Source organism: Alcaligenes phenolicus (assembly GCF_032063905.1).
Lineage (GTDB): Bacteria > Pseudomonadota > Gammaproteobacteria > Burkholderiales > Burkholderiaceae_B > Alcaligenes > Alcaligenes phenolicus.
In genome coordinates this window covers 120,315-142,709 of sequence record NZ_DAMBOE010000002.1, presented here as the reverse complement: position 1 = coordinate 142,709, position 22,395 = coordinate 120,315, and the positions used below count along the sequence as shown (strand labels likewise).

The 22,395-nt window shown below is 56.7% G+C and carries 18 protein-coding genes and 1 other RNA gene; 13 read left to right on the top strand and 6 right to left on the bottom strand.

What is annotated here, in order from left to right:
• Positions 1-156: 156 nt before the first annotated feature.
• From ettA to U2949_RS03995, 3 genes are all read left to right on the top strand, one after another.
• On the top strand, positions 157-1,830 hold the full coding sequence (gene ettA, locus U2949_RS04005; protein WP_009455087.1) for an energy-dependent translational throttle protein EttA: 1,674 nt from the start codon (positions 157-159) through the stop codon (positions 1,828-1,830).
• A gap of 10 nt (positions 1,831-1,840) precedes the next feature.
• Positions 1,841-2,377: an isochorismatase family protein gene (locus tag U2949_RS04000; RefSeq protein ID WP_009455085.1), complete on the top strand. Its 537-nt coding sequence runs from the start codon at positions 1,841-1,843 to the stop codon at positions 2,375-2,377.
• Positions 2,378-2,502: 125 nt separating this feature from the next.
• Positions 2,503-2,730, top strand: a complete 228-nt coding sequence (locus U2949_RS03995) for a glycine zipper 2TM domain-containing protein (protein WP_026485160.1) — start codon at positions 2,503-2,505, stop codon at positions 2,728-2,730.
• Positions 2,731-2,845: 115 nt separating this feature from the next.
• Here the strand turns inward: U2949_RS03995 and U2949_RS03990 are convergent, their stop codons facing one another.
• The 5 genes from U2949_RS03990 to U2949_RS03970 all read right to left on the bottom strand — a co-directional run bounded on the left by U2949_RS03990 (position 2,846) and on the right by U2949_RS03970 (position 8,111).
• On the bottom strand, positions 2,846-3,994 hold the full coding sequence (locus U2949_RS03990; protein ID WP_321286287.1) for an aromatic ring-hydroxylating oxygenase subunit alpha: 1,149 nt from the start codon (positions 3,992-3,994) through the stop codon (positions 2,846-2,848).
• Positions 3,995-4,253: 259 nt separating this feature from the next.
• Positions 4,254-4,532 carry a cell division topological specificity factor MinE gene (minE, locus tag U2949_RS03985; protein WP_009455079.1) on the bottom strand — a complete coding sequence of 93 codons (279 nt, stop codon included), beginning with the start codon at positions 4,530-4,532 and terminating at the stop codon, positions 4,254-4,256.
• A gap of 1 nt (position 4,533) precedes the next feature.
• Positions 4,534-5,349 (bottom strand): septum site-determining protein MinD, encoded by an 816-nt coding sequence (gene minD / locus U2949_RS03980; protein WP_009455077.1) that lies wholly within the window; start codon positions 5,347-5,349, stop codon positions 4,534-4,536.
• Positions 5,350-5,572: 223 nt separating this feature from the next.
• Positions 5,573-6,343, bottom strand: a complete 771-nt coding sequence (minC, locus tag U2949_RS03975; RefSeq protein WP_026485162.1) for a septum site-determining protein MinC — start codon at positions 6,341-6,343, stop codon at positions 5,573-5,575.
• A 10-nt stretch (positions 6,344-6,353) separates the two neighbouring features.
• Positions 6,354-8,111, bottom strand: a complete 1,758-nt coding sequence (locus tag U2949_RS03970; RefSeq protein WP_257723789.1) for a glutamine--tRNA ligase/YqeY domain fusion protein — start codon at positions 8,109-8,111, stop codon at positions 6,354-6,356.
• A 161-nt stretch (positions 8,112-8,272) separates the two neighbouring features.
• Here U2949_RS03970 and U2949_RS03965 point away from each other — a divergent pair, with 161 nt between their 5' ends.
• The 8 genes from U2949_RS03965 (at position 8,273) to yfaE (ending at position 19,372) form a co-directional block, all read left to right on the top strand.
• Positions 8,273-9,613 carry a cytochrome ubiquinol oxidase subunit I gene (locus U2949_RS03965; RefSeq protein ID WP_026485164.1) on the top strand — a complete coding sequence of 447 codons (1,341 nt, stop codon included), beginning with the start codon at positions 8,273-8,275 and terminating at the stop codon, positions 9,611-9,613.
• The gene (locus tag U2949_RS03960; protein WP_009455069.1) at positions 9,610-10,659 is read left to right on the top strand and encodes a cytochrome d ubiquinol oxidase subunit II; all 1,050 of its coding nucleotides are present in this window, start codon (positions 9,610-9,612) and stop codon (positions 10,657-10,659) included. The genes U2949_RS03965 and U2949_RS03960 overlap by 4 nt, the downstream gene beginning before the upstream one ends.
• An 8-nt stretch (positions 10,660-10,667) precedes the next feature.
• A complete protein-coding gene (locus U2949_RS03955) occupies positions 10,668-12,440 on the top strand; it encodes a ClcB-like voltage-gated chloride channel protein (RefSeq protein WP_026485165.1) in 1,773 nt (590 codons plus the stop codon).
• A 21-nt stretch (positions 12,441-12,461) separates the two neighbouring features.
• A complete protein-coding gene (locus tag U2949_RS03950) occupies positions 12,462-13,598 on the top strand; it encodes a fimbria/pilus outer membrane usher protein (RefSeq protein WP_026485166.1) in 1,137 nt (378 codons plus the stop codon).
• 9 nt (positions 13,599-13,607) lie between these two features.
• A complete protein-coding gene (gene recQ / locus U2949_RS03945) occupies positions 13,608-15,434 on the top strand; it encodes a DNA helicase RecQ (RefSeq protein WP_321286282.1) in 1,827 nt (608 codons plus the stop codon).
• A gap of 198 nt (positions 15,435-15,632) precedes the next feature.
• Complete coding sequence (nrdA, locus tag U2949_RS03940) at positions 15,633-17,912, top strand: class 1a ribonucleoside-diphosphate reductase subunit alpha (protein ID WP_026485168.1); 2,280 nt, start codon at positions 15,633-15,635, stop codon at positions 17,910-17,912.
• An 18-nt stretch (positions 17,913-17,930) separates the two neighbouring features.
• Positions 17,931-19,067: a class Ia ribonucleoside-diphosphate reductase subunit beta gene (gene nrdB, locus U2949_RS03935; RefSeq protein WP_026485169.1), complete on the top strand. Its 1,137-nt coding sequence runs from the start codon at positions 17,931-17,933 to the stop codon at positions 19,065-19,067.
• A complete protein-coding gene (gene yfaE, locus U2949_RS03930; RefSeq protein WP_026485170.1) occupies positions 19,064-19,372 on the top strand; it encodes a class I ribonucleotide reductase maintenance protein YfaE in 309 nt (102 codons plus the stop codon). Before nrdB ends, yfaE begins: the two co-directional genes overlap by 4 nt.
• Positions 19,373-19,387: 15 nt before the next feature.
• On the opposite strand, the gene U2949_RS03925 is transcribed toward yfaE, so the two are convergent.
• On the bottom strand, positions 19,388-21,202 hold the full coding sequence (locus tag U2949_RS03925) for an ATP-binding cassette domain-containing protein (RefSeq protein ID WP_026485171.1): 1,815 nt from the start codon (positions 21,200-21,202) through the stop codon (positions 19,388-19,390).
• A 65-nt stretch (positions 21,203-21,267) separates the two neighbouring features.
• On the opposite strand from U2949_RS03925, the gene rnpB reads away from it, so the two are divergent.
• Together rnpB and mraZ are read left to right on the top strand one after the other, a co-directional pair.
• Positions 21,268-21,674, top strand: an RNA gene (gene rnpB / locus U2949_RS03920) — RNase P RNA component class A.
• 289 nt (positions 21,675-21,963) lie between these two features.
• The gene (mraZ, locus tag U2949_RS03915) at positions 21,964-22,392 is read left to right on the top strand and encodes a division/cell wall cluster transcriptional repressor MraZ (RefSeq protein ID WP_009455053.1); all 429 of its coding nucleotides are present in this window, start codon (positions 21,964-21,966) and stop codon (positions 22,390-22,392) included.
• The last annotated feature ends 3 nt before the right edge of the window (positions 22,393-22,395 follow it).

Genomic DNA, 22,395 nt, shown 5'->3' with positions numbered 1-22,395 from the left:
TTTGGATTGTCAGCAAAAGTGAGTATATTACCTGAGACAGGCCTGCACTCAGGCCGGGTGTTTCGTTCTGAACCTGACAGAAGCGCACCTTTCGGGCGCCAAACGCCTACAATCCCAGTTTTCCGAACACGACCTGTTTTTCCTTTTTAGGTTTATATGGCTCAATACGTTTATTCGATGAACCGCGTGGGCAAGATTGTGCCGCCCAAGCGGCAGATTCTGCGCAATATCTCCTTGTCTTTTTTTCCAGGTGCCAAGATTGGTGTGCTGGGCCTGAACGGCTCGGGTAAATCCACCTTGCTCAAGATCATGGCCGGGGTAGATACCGAGATCGAGGGCGAAGCCGTCCCCATGGCGGGGATCAAGATCGGTTACCTGCCACAAGAACCTCAGCTGAATCCCGAACACAGCGTGCGCGAAGCCGTGCAGGCCGGTTTGGGTCAGGTGTTCGAGGCGCGTCAGCGTCTGGAACAGGTCTACGCCGAATACGCCGAGCCCGATGCGGACTTTGACGCTTTGGCCGCCGAGCAGGCCGAGCTGGAATCCATTATTGCTGCCGCCGCTACCAGCGGTGCTGACGACATCGAAACCCAAATGGAAATCGCGGCGGATGCGCTGCGTCTGCCACCTTGGGATGCTTCCATTGCCAATCTGTCCGGTGGTGAAAAGCGTCGCGTGGCCTTGTGCCAGTTGCTGCTGTCCAAGCCTGATATGTTGTTGCTGGACGAGCCCACCAACCACCTGGACGCGGAAAGTGTGGACTGGCTGGAAGTATTCCTGCGCCAGTTCCCCGGCACCGTGGTGGCAGTCACCCACGATCGTTACTTCCTGGACAACGCTGCCGAGTGGATTCTGGAACTGGACCGTGGTCACGGTATTCCCTGGAAGGGCAACTACAGCTCCTGGCTGGAGCAGAAAGACGACCGTCTGAAGCAGGAAGAGGCGTCGGAAAGTGCTCGTCAGCGCACCATCAAGAAAGAGCTGGAGTGGGTACGTCAGAACCCCAAGGGGCGTCAGGCCAAAGCCAAGGCCCGTCTGGCCCGCTTCGAGGAACTGTCCTCGCACGAGTACCAGAAGCGCAACGAAACCCAGGAAATCTTCATTCCTGTGGCCGAGCGTTTGGGTAATGAAGTTATTGAGTTTGAAAACGTCAGCAAGGGCTATGGCGATCGTCTGTTGATCGACAACTTGAGCTTCAAGGTGCCAGCCGGTGCCATCGTCGGGATTATTGGTCCTAACGGTGCCGGTAAGTCCACCTTGTTCCGCATGCTGGCCGGTAAAGAGCAGCCTGATTCCGGTACGGTCAAACTGGGCCAAACCGTCAAGCTGGCTTATGTGGACCAGTCGCGCGATGCACTGGCCAATGAAAAGACCGTCTTTGACGCGATTGCCGATGGCGCAGACCTGCTGACCGTGGGCCGCTTTGAGATGCCATCACGTGCTTACCTGGGTCGCTTCAACTTCAAGGGCGCGGATCAGAACAAGATCGTGGGCAATCTGTCCGGAGGAGAGCGTGGTCGTCTGCACCTGGCCAAGACCCTGATCGCCGGCGGCAACGTCTTGCTGCTGGACGAGCCGTCCAACGACCTGGACGTGGAAACCCTGCGTGCCCTTGAAGATGCCTTGCTGGAGTTTGCCGGCTCGGTCATGGTGATCAGTCACGATCGCTGGTTCCTGGACCGTATCGCCACTCATATTCTGGCTTTTGAGGGTGATTCGCAGGTCGTATTCTTTGATGGCAACTATCAGGAATACGAAGCAGACAAGAAGAAACGTCTGGGCGAAGATGCTGCCAAACCTCGTCGTATCCGCTACAAGTCCCTGAAATAAGGAAAGTGCCATGCCTGTGCTCAATGCTCACCAGTCTTTCGTCCTGATTGTGGATATGCAAACCGGGCTCCTGCCCGCCATTGCAGACCACCAGGCCTTGGTCGAACGGGCCGGGAAGCTGGCGCAGGCGGCGCGTCTCTTAGGGGTGCCGGTGCTGGCAACCGAGCATTGGGCCGAGAAAATCGGCCCAACCGATGCTTCTTTGTTACCACATATTGATAAAGTGCTGCATAAAACCCACTTCGATGCCACGCGCGAAGCCGATTTTTTGCCGGCTTTGCCGGTAGGGCGCACACGAGTCTTGTTACTGGGTACAGAGTCTCACGTGTGTGTGTTACAAACTGGCCTGGGTTTGATGGAGCGTGGTTATGAACCCGTGCTGGTCGGGGACTGCGTAGGCTCGCGCCATCCCGAGTCCCGGCAAGCTGCCTGGGATCGCTGGGCGATGCATGGATTGGAGCGCGTTAGCGCCGAAATGGCCATGTTTGAATGGTTGGAAACGCCGGCTAACCCCGTATTCAAGCAGGTTCTGGCCCTGATCAAATAAACTGAACAAAAGCTGAATTACATCTGTTGCGTTGCCTAACAATAGGGTCTGGACTAATTGGCTCCGTAGGGTGAAGATAGACTTTAATGCCGTGTTGAGCACGGATACTTCACGGAGGTTTACGGATGAAAATGACGACTATCACTAAAGTGGGTATGGCCACGGTTCTGGCCGTCGTGATGGCGGGCTGCTCTTCCTGGGATGGTATGAGCAAACGTCAAAAGGGTGCGGTAACCGGCGCTGGTCTGGGTGGTGTGGCTGGTGCAGTCATCACTAATGGTGGCGTTCTGGGTACGGTCGGTGGCGCTGCGATCGGTGGCGTAATCGGCGATCAGGTCGGCAAGAACCGCTAGATTCAAATTTTCTGACTGAGCTGAAACGCTCATCGGAACAAAAGCCTCAAAGCTTGGGACAGGAGTCCCGACTTTGAGGCTTTTTTATGGGCTCTATCAACAACAGACTTGTGCCTTATGGTCGGCGGTCCTCGTCCATCATGGAGCGATACCATTCGTGAAAGTGCTTCATGCCGTCTTCCAGCGGTGACTGGTAGGGGCCTACCTCGCAGACTCCACGCTCCATCAAGGCGCGGCGGCCGGCATCCATGCGTTCGGCAATCTCATCATCTTCTATGGCCGTTTCCATATAGGCGGCGCGCTGCGCTTCAACAAAGTCACGCTCGAAGGCCACGATGTCCTCGGGGTAGTAGAACTCCACCACATTCATGGTTTCCTGTGGCCCCTTGGGGTACAGCGTGGAGAGCACCAGCACATGCGGATAGATCTCGATCATGTGGGTGGGGAAGTAGGTTACCCAGACGGCACCGAAGTCCGGCGCTTCGCCCTGGCGGTAGGCCAGCAGAGTGTCATGCCATTGGCGATAGGTAGGTGAGCCTGGATTGGTCAGGGCCTGATGCACGCCGACTCGTTGCAGGCTATACCAGTCGCTGAACTCCCACTCCAGGTCATCACAGGTCACGAACTGACCCAGACCAGGGTGGAAGGGGGCGACGTGATAGTCCTCCAGATAGACCTCGATAAAGGTTTTCCAGTTGTAGTTGCACTGGTGGATTTCGACGTGATCCAGCACATAGTCCTGAAAGTCGAATTCAGGGCGGCTGAACAAGGCGGCCATATCCTGGGCTGGATCGCGCGGGCCTTCAAACAGCAGGCCATGGCAATCCCGCAAGGGGTAGCGTTCCAGGTTCAGACAGGGCTTGTCCTTGAAACGGGGAGCCGCCAGCAAGTCGCCTTGCGCGTTATAGGTCCAGTTGTGCAGGGGGCAGACAATATTGCCGCCTGTGCTGCTCAGGGAGCCGTGGCTGGCCTGATTGGACTGGCCGGGCATGCCACCCAGCATCATGGCCTGGCGATGCCTGCAGACGTTCGAGAGCAGTTCTACGCCGTGTTGGTTGCGTATCAGAGTACGGGCAGCGTTTTCCTGAATCAGGGTGCGCCAGTCGCCGGGTTCGGGAACGAGCTTTTCATTGCCGACATACAAGGCCGATTGCTGAAAAATACGCTCTTGTTCGCGCTCGAACAGAGCGTGGTCAAAGTAGGCGCTAACAGGAAGCTGGGGGTGAGTGGGCACAAGACGTGCCATCTGACCGAGCTCGGTCATGATTCCCTCCGCATGGGTCAATAAGCCAGGCCTTTAGGGGGCAGCGGATGGCACCACTTGCCATCTCTGGCGCGAAGCAAAATCGGAACTGGCCGATTACCAAGGCAAAATTGTACCTTATCTATTAGCCGCCTAGCCGCATTGCGCCAGCCTTGGTGGGTGTTTTGCGTAATGCTTTTGGTATAGGGAACAGCCAAGAAAATGGCCATCCGCAAGGGATGGCCATTTCAAGCAGCAAAGTTTTTCTGTCAGCAACGCTTTACTTGTTTTCCAGCGTGCTGGCATCAATTTGCGGCATTTCGATTTTGACTTCCAGCACTTCCAGCGAGTCCTGGCGATCAAGGTTCACCTTGATGTCATCGGGATTAATCTTCACGTAGCGCGAGATCACTTCGACCAGCTCTTTTTGCAAGCGGGGCAAGTAGTCCGGGGCAACACCCCCTTGGCCACGTTCATTAATAAGGATCAGTTGCAGACGGTCCTTGGCAACTGTTGCCGACGTTTTCTTGTGACCGAGCAGGAAGGACAGGAAAGACATATTACTTTCCTCCGAACAGGCGCTTGAACAGACCTGGCTTTTCGTAATCCACAAAACGCAATGGTTTTTCGCCACCCAGGTAACGATCTACGATGTCCTGATAGGCCTGGGACACATCACTTTCCTTGATATGGATAACGGGTACTCCTTGGTTGGATGCTTGCAGCACGGTTTCCGACTCGGGGGTGACACCGATCAGCTTGATGCGCAAGATATCTTCAACGTCTTGCAAGGACAGCATCTCGCCGTCCGACACGCGTTTGGGGCTATAACGGGTCAACAACAAATATTCTTTGATGGGCTCTTTGCCCTGTTCACCACGTCGCGATTTGGCGGCCAGAATGCCCAGGATGCGGTCCGAGTCACGAACCGAGGACACTTCGGGGTTGGTCACAACCAGCGCATCATCTGCGAAGTAGGAGGCCATCAAGGCGCCGGTTTCGATACCTGCGGGCGAGTCGCACACAATGTATTCAAAACCCATGCCCTTGAGCTCTTCCAGTACTTTCTCCACACCTTCGCGGGTCAGCGCGTCTTTGTCACGCGTCTGGGAAGCGGGCAGGATGAACAGATTTTCCAGCTGCTTGTCACGGATCAGGGCCTGGTTCAATGTGGCTTCGCCCTGGATCACGTTGACGAAGTCATACACCACGCGTCGCTCGCAACCCATGATCAAGTCCAGGTTGCGCAAGCCGACGTCAAAGTCGATGACCACGGTCTTGTGACCGCGCATCGCAAGACCAGATGCAAAACTGGCACTGGTGGTGGTTTTGCCCACGCCACCCTTGCCGGAGGTCACTACAACTATACGCGCCATGACAATCGGATTCCTTTGTTTTTCAAGTCACATAATCGTAAAGCATAACGGGCCTAATTTTGACATCCGTTCTGCCACTTAGCCTACTGCTTAGAAACAAAACATATCAATTGCTTTGTTCCGTGTCAGCTTACACGGTTGCGCTTGCACTTGCTTGCTCTCATGCGGGCTCTCAGTGCAAGCCTCTATAAAAAGCGCCGGCAAAAGCCGGCGCCTTGTACTGCTAGGAGCTCAGAGGATCAAATCTGAGCGTATCTTCTTCCAGCGTGACGACAACGGGCTTGTTGCGTAGCTGCGCATCCAGTCGCGTTTCAATAATGCGGTACACACCGGCAATGGCAATCAGTTCCGGGTCCAGCTCGGTGGTGAAGATGCGTGCTTTTGCATCGCCACGGGCACCAGCCATGGCCTTGCCGCGCAGTGGACCGTAGACGTGGATATTGCCATCGGCCACCACTTCTGCACCCTGGCTGACCGCCCCGATCACGATCAGATCCGTGTGGCGCGCGTAGATGCGCTGGCCGGAACGTAACTGACGGTTGATGATGAGCGCAGCCGGAGCAATAGCGGGCGGTGGCGGGGCGACCGCCGCTGGTGCTTCTTGCTGGGCGGCTTGCGACAACACGGGCACTTCCTTGTCCGGTGCGGCCTGGGTTTGGGGGCGGGCTGGTGGGTTGGACAACTCCACATGCGGCAAGCCGCTGTCGATGGCGTTATCGGCATGGTCAGGGTGGGCAATGATACCCACCGGGTGCAGCTTGTGCTCACGCAAAGCGGCAACCAGGGTGGCCCAATCCACCGGCGCATCAATAGCGCTGGCATCAATGACGACGGGTTCGTCCTCAAAGAAGGAGCCAGCGTCTTTCATGCGTTGAGACAGAGCGGCTAACTGCTCGGCCGTGTCAGCCGAACGCAGCACCACCCGTACGGCGTACAGCGTGGCGCTTTTGAAATCCAGGGCCTGCGGCCCTTTGGCATGAGTCTGATCGTTCACGTCAATAGCCTTAGACCCAAGTGTCTTTCAGAGTCGTAGTACGGTTAAGAACGGGTTTTTCTGGCGTGGAGTCCACACGGTCCGCCACAAAGTAGCCCAGGCGTTCAAACTGCCAGCGGGCATCGGGCGTGGCTTTGGTGCCAGGTTCCAGCCACCCCTGAATCACGCGCAGCGAGTTCGGGTTGATGTGCTCCAGGAAGTCCTGGTCGGCTGCATCGGGCTGAGGGTGGGCAAAGAGACGGTCATACAGACGAATCTCGGCGGCAATCGCGTGCTCGGCGCTGATCCAGGTGATATTGCCCTTGACCTTGACCGAGTCCGCGCCGGGCGTGCCGCTCTTGGTGTCGGGCAGGTATTCCGCCAAAACCTGGGTGACATTGCCTTGCTCGTCCTTGACGCAGCCGGTGCAACGCACGACATAGCCGTATTTCAGACGCACAGTATTGCCGGGGAACAGGCGGAAGTACTTTTTGGGTGGCTCTTCCTTGAAGTCCTCGCGCTCGATGTACAGGCGCCCGGAGAAGGGGAACTCGCGTTGACCGGCTTCCGGATTGTGCGGATTGCGCGGTGCGTTGCACAGCTCGCTTTGGCCTTCAGGGTAATTGGTAATGATCAGTTCGATCGGGTCCAGAATGGCAACGCTACGGTCGGCCACCGGGTCCAGATCATCGCGCAGGGCTTGTTCCAGCAGGCTGTAGTCCACATGTTGGGCCGCCTTGGACACACCCAGGCGGTCGGTGAACAGGCGGATGGCACCGGCGCTGTAACCACGGCGGCGCAAACCGGCCAGGGTAGGCATGCGCGGATCGTCCCAGCCCGATACGTGGTTTTCCTGAACCAGCTGGCGCAACTTGCGCTTGCTGGTGACCACGTAGGACAGGTTCAGACGCGAGAACTCGTACTGCTTTGGCAGCGGGTCGGACAACTGGCCCAGTTCGACCAGGCGTTCCAGAATCCAGTTATAGAAGGGACGCTGGTCTTCAAATTCCAGGGTACACAGACTGTGGGTGATGCGCTCGAGCGCGTCTTCCACGGGGTGCGCCCAACTGTACATGGGGTAGATGCACCATTTGTCGCCAGTGCGATGGTGTTCGGCATGGCGGATACGGTACATCACCGGGTCTCGCATATTGATATTGGGCGAGCCCATGTCAACCTTGGCGCGCAGGGCCATGCTGCCGTCGGGGTGCTTGCCGTCGCGCATTTCGCGCAGCAGCTTGATGGACTCCTCGGCAGGGCGATCGCGCCAGGGCGAGTTCACGCCTTTTTCAGTCAGGGTGCCACGGTTGGCACGCATTTCTTCAGCGCTTTGCTCGTCAACGTAGGCATGGCCTGCGCTCACCAGGGCTTCGGCGAACTGGTACATATAGTCGAAGTAGTCGCTGGCAAAGTACAGGTTCTCTTCTTTATTGAAGGTCCAGTCAAAGCCCAGCCATTTCACCATGTCGATAATGGCGTCCACGTACTCCTGTTCTTCTTTTTCAGGATTGGTGTCGTCAAAGCGCAGGTGGCAGGCACCTTGGTAGTCGCTGGCCAGTCCGAAGTTCAAACAGATACTTTTAGCGTGCCCAATGTGCAGATAGCCGTTGGGCTCGGGGGGAAAGCGCGTACGGATACGCGCGGCATCAACAGCCGCCCCTTCCTGGGTACTGGCCGGGCCTGGCTGACCGGCCCAGGATTTTTGTGCGTAACGGCCAGCGCTCAGATCCTGGTCGATGATCGTGCGCAGAAAATTAGATACGGGAGCGGGAGTGGTGTCAGAGGTCATACACGTTTGAAATAAAGAAGCCGACAGACTAATCGACCATTTTGCCACGTTCTTGTTTTAGAGGGGTATTTACCCCATGAACGGGTTCTAAAAAATCAGGGAAGAACTTGGGGTAGTATGGTGGCGTTGGCAGGCCAATTCACCCTACACTAGCGCTCATTATGACGCACTCCGCCCTTTCTCTGTCTCATGCCCAGTTTTTCCTTAGCCTGGGCTTCATGCTGCTGTTTCTGGCCCTGGAGCTGGGACTGGCCTGGGTGTTGCTGTATTTCAAGATCAGAACCTTTGGCAATAAGGCCGCGGCCTGGATGGGGGCGTACCGTTTTTGGGTGCGTCTGTTTGCGCTGGCGTTTATTTTAAGCTTTGCGGCGTCCATGCCCGTGCTGCTTCAGTTTGGCAGTGTCTGGCCGGGCCTGATGGAGCAGGTGGGCGATGTCATCGGTCCCATGCTGGCCGCCTCCATGCTGTCCTTGTTCATTTTCAAATCCTGCTTTTTGGGTGTGATGCTGTTTGCCCAGCGCATGCTGTCCAATCTGGTTCATACCGTGGTGGTGCTGATGGTGGCCCTGGGCGTTACCGTCACGGCGTTCTGGCTGGTGGCGATTGTGGCCTGGATGCAGGTGCCAACGGGTGTGGATGTGATTGAAGGCCATTATGTGGTGATGGAATGGCTGGATGTGCTCAGCACACCCGCCTTGCCCTGGTATGCCGGTCTTTTGTTTGCAGGCAGTTTGCTGACGGTGGCCTTTTTCATGTTGGGTGTAACCTGCGCCCAGACCATGCAAAAGCCGGTTACCGACCAGGAGCGTCTGGCCTTTCGCAGTGCCTTGTTTCTGGGTGGGGCGGCTTGGCTGGCCCTGATCCTCGCTGTAATAGGCAATGGTTTCATGACTGCGGAGCATCAGCCTGCCAAGGCAGCGGCTGCAGCGGCGTACTGGGAAAGCGGCTCGCAGCCTGATCTGATTCTGGTGGCGGCGCCCTCCGCCATGCAGGACAGTGTTCTGGGTGTGCTGCGCTGGTCTCATGCAGGTGGACGCTGGTTGGGTCGTAATGACAGTGGCATTTTGATGGGCCTGGATCAGTTTTCCGACGCCATGCCGCCCGTCACCCTGACCTTCTGGTCCTTCCGTGTAGCCGTGCTGGCAGGAGCCTTGATGTTGTTCCTGCTGCTGTGGGTCTTGTTGCGCACTCGTCGTTATGGCCTGGACCCGCACTCTCTTTCTTATAGAGAGCGTCAGGTCATGGTGGTCGCCTCGGTGTTGGGCTGGATCATGTTGCTGGGTGGCGCAGCCTACGTCCTGTTGGGCTTTTTGCCTTATCTGGTCGGTAACGATATTCAGGCCGTGCAAGTGCAAAGCACCGAGAGCGTCTTTACCGTCGGGCTGGGTTTGCTGAGTTACGGCCTGGTCTATGTCTTGTGCATGATTGGTTTTTTCCAGAAGTTGCGACATGCCGTTCGTTTTGGTGTGGTACCGATCGCGCGTCATCGGGGGCGGGCATGATTGACTCTTTTGCAAATGCGCTGGGCCTGGGTGCCCATGATCCGGCGTTCTGGATGCCGCTGGCGTTTCTGGCCCTGTTCTTTTTGATCATTGTGGCCGGGACGGTTCTGGACGGCTTCGATATTGGCGTGGGCTGCCTGTCCTTGCTGGCACCAGACTCCTTGCGTCCCCGCATGCTGTCATTGCTGAGCCCCTGGCGCGATGCTAACGAGTTCTGGCTGTTTCTGGGCCTGGGTTTGTTTGTCTGCGCTTTCCCCAAAGCCTGGGGGGCGGTGATGGGCGGCCTGTACGGACCGTTATGTGCGCTGGGTGTGGGCGTTTTTGCCCGTTCCGTCTCCTTCGAATTCCGACTGCGCGCGCCGGTAGAGCGTCAGTCCCGCTGGCAAATGGGTTTTGCCCTGGGGTCCTGGTTGACGGCGTTCTCCCATGGTGTGCTGCTGGCGCAGGTCGTAGTGGGCTTTCAGAGCGATGCCGGTTATATCTGGTTCTCTGTCTTCATGGGCTTTTGTGCTATTGCCGCGTACTGCTTGCTAGGCGCTAGCTGGCTCATCATGCGTGAAGCCGGCGAGCTGCGTGCCCGAGCGGTCAATTGGGGCCGTCGTTCGGTACGCTGGTTTGCAGCCGGTGCCGTGGGTGTGTCCGTCGTGTTGGCCTTTGTGAATGCCGGCGTGCTGCTTAAATGGAGCGACGGGCCGTATTGGGGCTTGGTATTGTTCCTGTGGGCCTTGATTCTCAGCTGCTTTGTGTCGATTGAAATGAGCCTGCAGCGCATGATCAACAGCAGCTATCGCACCACGACCTTGCCCTTTTTGCTGACCCTGTTCGTGATGGTGTCCGTCATGGCCGGGCTGGCGTTCAGTTTCTTCCCCTATCTGATCCTGGACGAGATGACGATCTGGGACGCCGCTGCCGGGGTGCCAGCCCTGAGCCTGATCCTGTCGGCGATTGTGATTACCTTGCCCATCGTGCTGATTTTCAACGTGTGGGTGTACTGGCGCATGTTTGGATTGTCTCGCCCACCTTTGCCGCCCAGCTTTAAAGGCTGACCTTTTTTATGATTGCCCATTCCGTGCTGTCGATGCGCAAGCGTCTGCAGGGTTTCAAGTGGTTGTCTGATATGCCCGCCATGCTGGCCTGGGCGGTCTTGGCTGGTATTTTGGGTGCCTTGGCGACTTTGGCCTTTCATCAGGGCATGCGCTTTGTGCAGCAAGTTGTCACGGGTCAGCACGGGGGGATCGTCGCAGTCACGGAAAGTCTGCCCTGGTACATGCGCCTCCTGTTTCCCGCCTTGGGCGGTTTGTGTGCCGGTATCCTGCTATGGCTGGCAGGGCGTCTGCCGTCGGGAAGCAATTCTGACTATATGGAAGCTGTGGCCATTGGCGATGGCCGTTTGTCCATTCGCCAGGGGCTGCTGCGATCCTTGTCGTCCTTGATGACGGTGGCCTCGGGCGGCTCGATTGGCCGGGAAGGGGCGATGGTGCATCTGGCCTCCTTGTCCGCTTCCGCGATTGGCCGCTTCACCTTGTTTGGAGAAGCCCGCCTGCGCTTGCTGGTTGCCTGTGGCGCCGCAGCCGGTGTGGCAGCCGCCTATGGTGCCCCCATTGCCGGTGCCGTGTTTGTGGCCGAGATTGTGCTGGGCACCATGACCATGAGCAGTTTTGGCCCCCTGTTGATGGCGGCGGTCAGCGCTCACCTGACCATGCGTGTGCTGGGGGGCTATCACGCCCCTTATGAAATGACGAATGTTCAGGCCGTTGCGGGTTGGGACATCTTGCCCTTTCTGGTTCTGGGCGTCCTGATTGGCCTGGCTGCGCCTGCTTTCCTGAAACTGCTGAATCTGTTCCGTACCCTGTTCAAGCGTACCGGCCTGGGTCTGCCCTTGCGCCTGGCTCTGGGCGGCCTGTTGCTGGGGCTTTTGCTGATCGCCATGCCGCGCGTGGCCGGTAATGGCTTTAGCGTAGTGTCCTCCATGCTGCACAGCGACTGGGCCTGGTACAGCGTGCTGCTTATCCTGGCGTTCAAGGTTCTGGCCACAGGGCTGACGGTTGGTTCGGGCGCTGTCGGCGGTGTGTTTACCCCCGCCATCTTTGTGGGCGCGGCCTTTGGCACCTTGTTTGGTCAACTGACTTTGCTGATCTTGCCGGGTCTGGATTTACCGTTGTACTTGTTCACCCTGGTGGGCATGGGCGCGTTTCTGGGGGCCGCCACCAGTGCTCCCTTCATGGCCATTCTGATGCTGTTTGAAATGACATTGAGCTATCAGTTGGTGCTGCCCTTGATTGTGGCCTGTGTCATGGCTTATTTTGTGTCCCGTGGTGTGGCCGAGGTCGCCATGTATGAAGTCACCCTGGTGCGCGAGCGCGATGCCTTGCTGCGCCACAAGTTGCGTCACACCACTTTGGCCGAGCTGGTACGTCCAGCTGATACCGTCGTCAGCACCACCACCCAGATGCGCGATGCCTTGCAGATGTTCCTGGATTACCCCGTGCGTTATTTGTATGTGGTGAACGAGGAGCAGGTTTACCAAGGTGTGATTGCTCAGCCTGACCTGACTCGTATGTTGCTGGACGACAACGCTGCTCAGGAGCGTGTGGTGGGCGATATTCTGCGCATGGATTTCGTCAAGACGCTCTACCCGAATATGAGTCTGGACGAGGCTCAGGAACACTTTGTGAGCTTTGCCGGAGAGCGTCTGCCTGTATTGAATGGTGACGGCTCGGGTCGTCTGATTGGTGTAGTCTATAAGTCTGCTGTGCTGGAAAAATACTCCGCCATCAAACGCTCCCTGGATGCGAGCGGCGAAGTGATGTTGGATGCCCGGCGCTAAACTCTTTTTGTGACATAAATCATGCGTACAAAAGCTTGCCAGCGAGGCTTGGCAGGCGGGCTGTTGGTCGGTCTTGCCATGCTGTTCGCTGTTCCATTGGCCACCGCTCAAAATCGTGTTGGGCTGGAGAATTTGTCTGCTACCCGCGTGTATGGCGTGGATGAGGCGCAGGCCATCCCGGCCCAGGAGCTCCCGCCTGTGGAGCCATTTTTTGATGCTACGCAGTGGCATCGCCAAGGAGATCAGGACCTGCTCAGTCCAGCGGCCTCCATGGATTTCACATTTTCCGATTTCAGTCTGAGCGGTGCCAGCACCGCTAGCCTGGCGCGCTCCATCCAATATAGTCAGCAGTCCTCTCCAATTTGGAGTGCCCGCTGGTTGAGCAGTGCGCCCGATCAGGTCTGGCAGTTTGGCGAGCGCAACTGGCGCTATGTGAATGAAGACGGGCTGCAACTGACCCTGGGCAATGACACGGTTACCGCACCGGACTGGGCGCGGCCCGTGGAACTGGGCGGTATCAATATCACTCAGCAGTTCGAGCAGGGCCCGGCCGGACCATGGCGTTATGCCCTGGCCGTTGGTGCGCTGGATATGACGGGCAAGCAGGATAATGGGGATCTGGTGTATGGCTCTTCGGCCGGCAGCTTGATGCTCAGCACCGATGTCACCAGTCGTACCAGTATTGATACCCAGATGGAAAGCGCTCGTGATTTTGGGTTGACCGGTCTAGGTGCAACCTATCGATCGCCAGACTTTGGCGTGTGGCAGGCCAGCGTGGCCAAAGCTTCCCATGCGGTGGGGCAAGGTTGGCGTTATCAGGCAGCCTATGGCCTGGATGTGCTGGATGATTTGCACCTGCAGTGGCAGGGTGAACGCTACCAGGACAATTTTCTGGATTTGAGCCGTTACCAGGGCATGAAGGTGGATGCGGCCAGCAGTCGGCAGATTGTCGGTCTGTCCGTGCCCTTGCGCCGCTGGGGTGAAGTGAAGACTCAGTACGAGGTGCAGCAGGTAGTTGCCGGGGGGGAGAACCGCTACCTTGGGGTCACGCAGCAGTTCTGGTACAGTCCCCACCTCAGGGTGGGTTTGCAAGCTCGCCGTCATCTGGAAAGTCGTCAGTCGAACATCGCGCTGCGTTTTTCTATTCCGATTTTTTAAGCAGGCGGCATGGCCCAGTCAGCACTTGAGGTTCTTCAGGAAGTTTTTGGTTATGACAGTTTTCGTGGTTCTCAGCACGAGATTATCGAGACCCTGATCCAAGGCGGTGACGCCCTGGTCTTGATGCCCACTGGCGGCGGCAAGTCGCTCTGTTACCAGATTCCTGCTTTGGTGCGACCCGGCACCGGCGTGGTGGTGTCTCCCCTGATTGCCTTGATGCAGGATCAGGTGGACGCCCTCAACGAGTTGGGCGTTAACGCGGCGTATTTGAACTCCACTCAGGATTGGCAAACTGCCCGCGAGGTCGAGCGCGAATTTCTGACGGGGCAGTTGGATCTGCTCTATGTGGCTCCTGAGCGCTTGCTGACAGATCGCTGCCTGGATTTGCTCGCGCGCGGCCAGATTTCCCTGTTTGCCATTGACGAAGCCCACTGCGTATCGCAATGGGGTCACGATTTTCGCCCGGAGTATCTGGGTCTGGACTTGCTGGCCCAGCGTTGGCCAGGTGTGCCACGGGTTGCCTTGACGGCTACCGCCACTCAGTTGACGCGGGTAGAAATTGCTCAGCGCCTGAAGCTGGAAGAAGCCCGGCATTTTGTTGCCAGTTTTGATCGTCCCAATATTTGCTACCGCATCATTGAAAAGAACGAGGTGCGCAAGCAGCTCTTGAGCTTCATTCAGGAAGAGCACTCCGGAGATGCGGGGATTGTGTATTGTCTGTCGCGCTCGCGCGTGGAAGACACGGCCGAGTTCCTGTGCAAGAACGGTATTCATGCCTTGCCCTATCATGCAGGACTGGAGGCGCAGCAGCGCGCCATCAATCAGGCCCGCTTTCTGCGCGAGGAAGGAGTGGTCATGGTGGCGACCATTGCTTTTGGCATGGGCGTCAATAAACCGGATGTGCGTTTTGTAGCCCACATTGACCTGCCCAAATCGGTGGAAGGGTATTACCAGGAAACCGGGCGGGCAGGGCGCGATGGCGAAGTGGCCACGGCCTGGCTGGCCTATGGCCTGCAGGACGTGGTGCAATTGCACCGCATGATTAACCAGTCGCAAGGCGATGCGGCACACCGACGCCAGCAGGGGCAGGCGCTTGATGCCATGTTGGGCCTGTGCGAAACCATTTCCTGCCGGCGTCAGCGCTTGCTGGCGTATTTCGATCAGCAGATCGAACCTTGCGGTAACTGCGACACCTGCCTGGAAGCGCCAGAAGCCTGGGATGGCACAGTGGCGGCGCAGAAAATGCTCTCCACCATCTATAGATTGTGGCGTGAGCGCGGTCAGCGCTTCGGGGCCGGGCACCTGATCGACATTTTGCTGGGCAAGCTGACGGATCGTGTCAAAGAGCATGAGCACGACAAGCTTACCGTCTTTGGTGTGGGCAAGGATTTGACCGATCAAGCCTGGCGCGGAGTGCTGCGCCAGTTGCTGGCTCATAGTCTGGTCACGGTGGACCCGGAGGGCTACGGCACCTTGTTGCTGACCGAGGCCAGCCGCGAAGTGCTGAAAGGGGAGCGCACCCTGATGTTGCGGCGCGAAACCGTAACACGTGGACCGGCTGCACACCGAGTAAAAGGTCAGGCGCCTGCCGGACCTGCTCTTGAACCCGATCAACAAAGACGATTCGAGGCTTTGCGCGCCTGGCGTGCGGCCACCGCACGCGAACATGGTGTGCCGGCCTATGTCATCTTCCATGATGCCACTTTGCGCGAAGTGGCCATTCGCTGCCCTAGTTCAGAGGCTGATCTGGAGCCGATTACAGGCATAGGCGTACGCAAAAGAGAGGCCTATGGCGAGGCTTTGCTGCGCTGCGTTCAAGAGTTCCAGACTCAATAGGAAATTGTTAGCAGAGCAAAGATTAGTTGCATTTTTATGCGCTGAATCTGCTCTGCAGTCGCAAAACCGCTATTCGCTCAATCCGCTATATGTAGTAGAATGACGCCAATATCACACTATATATGGTGTGCATCAACTGACGCTGGCGGCTGCAAAAGCCGCGTCTTCCGTCAATCACCCCCGATTTCAGAGACTGACATGCAATCAACCGAACAGCTAATGGTCACCAAACGAGATGGCCGTACAGAACCTATTAACCTCGACAAGATTCACCGAGTGGTTGATTGGGCCGCTGAAGGTCTGAGTAATGTGTCCGTCTCCCAAGTAGAGCTGCGCTCTCACATTCAGTTCTATAATGGCATTCGCACTAGCGACATCCACGAAACCATCATCAAGTCGGCTGCGGATCTGATCTCCGAAGATACGCCTGACTACCAATATCTGGCTGCCCGTCTGGCGATTTTCCACCTGCGCAAAATCGCTTTTGGTCAGTTTGAACCTCCAAGCCTGTTCGATCACGTGACCTTGCAAACCAAGGAAGGTCGCTACGATCCGCATCTGCTGCAAGACTACACGCGTGCCGAGTTCGATGAGCTGGATGCTCATCTGGACCACTGGCGTGACATGAACTTCTCTTACGGTGCCGTCAAGCAGCTGGAAGGCAAGTACCTGATTCAAAACCGCGTGACCAAGCGCATCTACGAAAGCCCCCAGTTTCTGTACATGCTGGTGGCCATGTGCCTGTTCGCCCGTTACCCAGCCGACACACGTCTGAGCTTTATCAAGCGTTTCTACGACGCGGTATCGCAATTCAAGATTTCCTTGCCCACGCCCATCATGGCTGGTGTGCGCACACCCACTCGCCAGTTCAGTTCTTGCGTGCTGATCGAATGTGACGACAGCCTGGACAGCATCAATGCCACGACCAGCGCCATTGTTCGTTACGTATCGCAGCGCGCCGGTATCGGTATCAATGGTGGCCGCATTCGCGCCGTCGGCAGCGAAATTCGCGGCGGTGAGGCTCAGCACACCGGCTGCCTGCCTTTCTTCAAGATGTTCCAGGCGGCTGTGAAGTCCTGCTCGCAAGGCGGCGTGCGTGGTGGTGCGGCAACCTTGTTCTACCCCATGTGGCACCTGGAAGTGGAAACACTGCTGGTTCTGAAGAACAACCGTGGTGTGGAAGAAAACCGTATCCGTCACCTGGACTACGGTGTTCAGATCAACCGCTTGCTGTACCAACGTCTGATCAAGGGCAGCCACATTACGCTGTTCTCGCCGCACGACGTACCTGGCCTGTACGAAGCTTTCTTTGCCGATCAGGACGAGTTCGAGCGTCTGTACGAGATGTACGAGCAAGATCCTGCCATCCGCAAGCGCAGCCTGCCTGCCGTGGAGCTGTTCTCCCTTCTGATGCAAGAGCGTGCCAGCACTGGCCGTATCTACATTCAGAACGTGGACCACTGCAACACGCACAGCCCATTCCAGGCAGATCGCGCTCCCGTGCGCCAGTCCAACCTGTGCATGGAAATTGCTCTGCCCACCAAGCCTTTGAACGATCTGAACGATCCCGAAGGCGAAATCGCGCTGTGCACGCTGTCGGCTTTCAACCTGGGTGCTCTGGAGTCCCTGGACGAGCTGGACGGTCTGGCTGAACTGATTGTTCGTGCTCTGGATGCTCTGCTGGATTATCAGGATTACCCGGTCAAGGCCGCACTGAACGCAACCAACAAGCGTCGCTCCCTGGGCGTTGGCGTTATCAACTACGCTTATTACCTGGCCAAGAATGGCACCCGTTACTCCGACCCGGCAGCGTTGGGCCTGACCCACCGCACCTTTGAAGCCATCCAGTACTACCTGCTGAAGGCTTCGGTACAGCTGTCGCGTGAATACGGTCCTTGCGATGCCTTTGACGAAACAACCTATGCCAAGGGTCTGCTGCCTACCGACACCTACAAGAAAGATGTGGACGGTATTTGCAACGAGCCACTGCACCTGGATTGGGAAGCCCTGCGTGCTGACATCGTCAAGCACGGTCTGCGCAACTCCACCCTGACAGCCTTGATGCCTTCGGAAACCTCCAGCCAGATCGCCAATGCCACCAACGGTATTGAGCCTCCGCGTGGCCTGGTGTCCGTCAAGCAGTCCAAGGACGGTATCTTGCGTCAGGTGGTGCCTGAATTTGAAAAATATAAGGATCAGTACGAGTTGCTGTGGCAAATGCCCGGTAACGACGACTACCTGAAGTTGGTTGGCGTGATGCAGAAGTTCGTTGACCAGTCGATCTCTGCGAACACCAACTATGATCCACAGCGGTTCGAGGGTGGTCGCGTACCGATGAAGCAACTGCTCAAGGACTTGCTGCTGGCCTACAAATACGGTGTGAAGACCTTGTACTACCACAACACCCGCGACGGTGCCGATGATTCGCATGGCGAAGTAGAGGACGACGGTTGCGCAGGCGGCGCGTGCAAGATCTAAGCAAGGGTAAATAGCATCATGACTACCTATAGTACTTTTTCTAAAACGGATAACGACCAGCTCAAAGAACCCATGTTCTTTGGGCAGCCGGTCAACGTGGCTCGCTACGATCAGCAAAAATATCCGATTTTTGAAAAGCTGATTGAAAAGCAGTTGTCCTTCTTCTGGCGTCCGGAAGAAGTGGACATCACCCAGGACCGGATCGACTACCAGAACCTGCCTGACCACGAAAAGCATATTTTCATCAGCAACCTGAAATATCAGACCTTGCTGGACTCCATTCAGGGCCGCAGCCCCAACGTGGCCTTCCTGCCTCTGGTATCGATTCCGGAGCTGGAAACCTGGATTGAAACCTGGGCTTTCTCCGAGACGATTCACTCGCGCTCGTACACGCACATCATTCGCAATATTGCCAATGATCCGTCCGTCATTTTTGACGACATCGTGCGTAACGAAAACATCCAGCTGCGTGCGGCCGATATTTCTTCGTACTACGATGATCTGATCAGTGACACCATGCTGTATGCCCAACTGGGCGCGGGCGAGCACGAAATCAACGGTGAAACTCGCACGCTAAGCGTCTACGAACTGAAGAAGAAGCTGTACCTGTGCATGATGAGCGTCAATATTCTTGAGGCCATCCGCTTTTACGTCAGCTTTGCCTGCTCCTTCGCTTTTGCCGAGCGCAAGTTGATGGAAGGTAATGCCAAGATCATTCGCTTGATTGCGCGTGACGAAGCGCTGCACCTGACTGGTACGCAACACATCATCAATATCCTGCGTTCCGGTAGCGACGATCCCGAGTTCGCTCAGATTGCCCGCGAACTGGAGCCGGTCTGCTTTGATATGTTCAAAGACGCAGCCGAGCAGGAGAAACAGTGGGCGGATTACCTGTTCCGCGACGGTTCCATGATTGGTCTGAACAAGGACATTCTGGGGCAGTACGTGGAATACATCACCAATATCCGTATGGGTGCTGTGGGCCTGAAGCCTGCGTTTGAGTCCGTCAAACACAACCCTATTCCCTGGATCAACACCTGGTTGTCCTCGGACACCGTACAGGTGGCACCTCAAGAGGTGGAACTGAGCTCTTACCTGGTCGGTCAGATCGATTCGGCCGTGTCGGCTGGCGACTTCGACGGTATCGAGTTATGAGTCAAGTCCGGACAACTGATCATGACTTTCAGTTGCGGGACGGCGAAACTTTGTTGGAAGGTTTGGAACGAACCGGCCATCAGGTTGAGTATCAATGCAGGAGCGGCTATTGCGGCTCCTGCCGTATTCCTCTTGTGTATGGAAAGGTTGCTTATAAAGAGCAACCTTTAGCGTATGTCGGCCCAGGCGAGGTTCTGCCGTGTTGTTGCACGGTACTCGAACCGATCATGGTCGATTGTCAGCGCATTGCCCGGATTCAGGAGGAACCGGAGGATCAGTTCGGCTTTACCGGGCTGAATCCCTGATTCCTCTGTCTCCCTTTAGCTGGCCAGGCGCTTTTCTTCCAACTTTTCCCAACGCTCAAATAACTGCTCCAGGTCAGTGTTGAGCTGATCCAGTTGTTGGTTGATCTCGTCGGCTCGAGCAGAGCCATCTTTATACAGATCCGGTGCGCTCAGCTGTTCCGCCAGTTCGGCTTGCTGGCTTTCTATAGCCGCAATCTTCTCGGGCAGCGCGTCCAGTTCCTTTTCTTCCCATGGGGCCAGACGACCAGGCTTGTTGGCCTTGTTGTTGCGCTCTGCAGCAGGCTTTTCAGCGACGGCGGGAGTCGGAGTGCTGGCTGCTGGTGTCTCGGCTTTGGCCTGCGGACGTTGTGCCAGCCACTCGTCGTAGCCACCCACATACTCGCCCCAATGGCCGTCGCCTTCGGCCGCAATCACCTGGGTGACCACGTTGTCCAGGAAGGTACGGTCGTGGCTGACCAGCAGCACGGTGCCCGTGTAATCCTGAATCAGGTCTTCCAGCAGCTCCAGAGTTTCGATATCCAGGTCGTTGGTCGGTTCGTCCAGTACTAATACATTAGTAGGTTGGGCAAACATGCGGGCCAGCGCCAGTCGGGCACGTTCACCGCCAGACAGACTGCGTACCGGGGAGTGAGCGCGGGCTGCCGGGAACAGGAAGTCTTCCAGGTAGCTCATGATGTGCTTGCGCTGATTGCCAATTTCCACCCACTCACTGCCGGGGCTGATGGTGTCCGCCAGAGTGGCGTTTTCGTCCAGGCGACTGCGCATCTGGTCAAAGTAGCCAATGTTCAGTTTGGTGCCGTGGCGTACGGTGCCAGAATTAGGCTCTTGCAAACCCAGCATGATGCGTAGCAGGGTGGTCTTGCCGGCGCCGTTGTGGCCGATCAGACCAATACGGTCACCGCGCATCAGCACGGTGGAGAAATCCTTGATCAGGATGCGGTCGTCGTAGCCGTGTGTGACATCTTGCAGTTCAGCGACCAGCTTGCCGGAGCGCTGGCCTTCGGAAATGGCGAACTTGACGTCGCCCGAGCGCTCGCGTCGTTCGGCACGATCACGGCGCAATTGTTCCAGGCGGCGAACTCGACCTTCATCTCGGGTGCGGCGGGCTTGCACGCCTTTGCGAATCCAGACTTCTTCCTGGGCCAGGAATTTGTCGAATTTGGCATTTTGTTGCTTCTCTGCTTCCAGGTATTCAGCCTTGCGCTCCTGCCATTGACTGAAGTTACCGGGGAAACTGAACAACTTGCCGCGATCGAGCTCGACAATTCGCGTTGCCACCACATCCAGGAAACGGCGGTCGTGGGTAATGATGACCGCGCTGCCACGGAAATCCAGCAGCAATTGTTCCAGCCAAAGAATGCCGTCAAAGTCCAGGTGGTTGGTGGGTTCGTCCAGCAAGAGCAGGTCGGGTTCGTTCACCAGGGCATTGGCCAGGGCGACGCGTTTACGCTGTCCGCCCGACAAGCTGCCAGCCAGTGCATCCGGATTCAAGCCCAGCTTGTCGATCAGGGCGTTGACGCGGGCAGGGCGTTGCCAGTCTTCGGCTTCGGTGAAATCGCCACACAGCAAATCATAAATGCTCAGATTCGGATCCAGCTCCGGTTCTTGTTCGACGGTGGCTACTTTCAGCCCGCCCAGTCGTTTGACCTGACCATCGTCGGGAGCTTGACGTTGATCCAGAATTTTCAAAAGCGACGATTTGCCAGCACCATTGCGACCGATCAGACCGATACGTTCGTTGCTTTGAATGACCAGATCGGCATGGTCCAGCAAAGCATGGTGGCCGAATGCCAATTGGGCATCGGTCAGGGAAATCAGATTGGTGGACATAAGACTCCAGATAAATCAGCGCGTCCTGCGAATTTCTCTATTGTCGCAGGTTACAATGCATCTGTGAGGCAGGCTGGGCAGTCGCGGTACGCAAGTATCGAGGAAGGTCCGGACTCCATAGAGCAGGGTAGCGGCTAACAGCCGTCCGGCAAGTGTGGCATCACGCCAGACGAGCCGAGGACCAGGGCCACAGAGACGAGACCACAGCAAGGGCTTGCGCAAGCAGGCACAGATACGGCGACTTCCGTGTTTTCTTGTACTTCGGTGCAAAGTGCTGTGGGGTGAAACGCGGTAACCTCTACCCGGAGCAATACCAAATAGGCATACGCAGGCTTTTAGCCCGAGAGGCGGCTCGTCTCAGTATGCGGGTAGGTAGCTAGAACCGGCCAGCAATGGTCGGTCCAGAGGAATGATTGCCGGCCAGCGGGTTCCCGTTGGCATACAGAATCCGGCCTATAGGCCTGTCTCACACTTCTCCCGGCGTTCGCCACCAATTGCACCGATTTCGTACATTTGAAAGCAATTGTTAAGGATGTTGAATCCTTGGCAAGAGTCGCTTGCGCGCATTTTTATAACAATTCACTTTTAATGCGCCCTGCAATTTCTTGATTTCACACAGTATTTTTTTTTAGCCACTTCTAGGATAGTGCGCTAAGTGCTTGTTGTGATTGAAAAAATTGCAACCACTGCCTTGACCGCAAAGGCTTTCCCCCGTAGAGTGGGGAAAAGTAGGAAATAGTGTAAAAAAGTGGGGGAAAATAGTGTTCCAAGGCAGCAGCGCACTCACACTGGATGCTAAGGGTCGGATGTCCATTCCGACTCGGCACCGTGACGCGCTTTTGCAGCAGGAACAAGGCCGCTTGACCCTCACTCGCCATCCCGACGGCTGTTTGCTGGTGTATCCGCGCAGTGTGTGGGAAGAAAAGCGCGAACAAATTGCCCGCTTCCCCATGAGTGCCCGTTTCTTGCAACGCCTGCTGCTGGGTAGTGCTCAGGACGTTGATCTGGACTCCGCTGGTCGGATATTGATCGCTCCCGAACTGCGCACCGCAGTGGGACTGGAGCGCGACGCCATGCTGCTGGGTATGGCCACCCATTTTGAGTTGTGGAATGCGCAGGAACTGGAACGCCGACAGGCCCAGGATCTGGCTGAAAACTCCACAGACGTATTCGACACTTTTTCTTTCTGAGTA